Origin of the sequence: Citrobacter sp. EC_71 (assembly GCF_019584005.1) — a bacterium.
GTDB lineage: Bacteria > Pseudomonadota > Gammaproteobacteria > Enterobacterales > Enterobacteriaceae > Citrobacter > Citrobacter werkmanii.
In genome coordinates this window covers 1-261 of record NZ_VDAY01000092.1, presented here as the reverse complement: position 1 = coordinate 261, position 261 = coordinate 1, and the positions used below count along the sequence as shown (strand labels likewise).

Annotated in this window: 1 protein-coding gene and 1 pseudogene; both read right to left on the bottom strand. The window is 53.3% G+C overall.

Annotation, left to right across the window (positions count from 1 at the left end; genetic code table 11):
* Positions 1–60: IS1 family transposase (locus FHD02_RS24785; RefSeq protein ID WP_001623223.1), on the bottom strand; the 60-nt coding region annotated here is incomplete at its 3' end.
* A 55-nt stretch (positions 61–115) separates the two neighbouring features.
* Positions 116–261, bottom strand: a pseudogene (locus FHD02_RS24170) (IS5/IS1182 family transposase); the annotation flags it as partial.

The window sequence follows — 261 nt, the reverse complement described above, 5'->3', positions numbered from 1 at the left end:
GTTACGCACCACCCCGTCAGTAGCTGAACAGGAGGGACAGCTGATAGAAACAGAAGCCACTGGAGCACCTCAAAAACACCATCATACACTAAATCAGTAAGTTGGCAGCATCACCGATGATGCGAAACGGGTGCTCCACCCTGGCACGGATGCTGGCTTTCATGTATTCGATGTTGATGGCCGTTTTGTTCTTGCGCGGATGCTGCTTCAAGGTTTTTACCCTGCCGGGACGCTCGGCGATCAGCCAGTCCACATCCACCT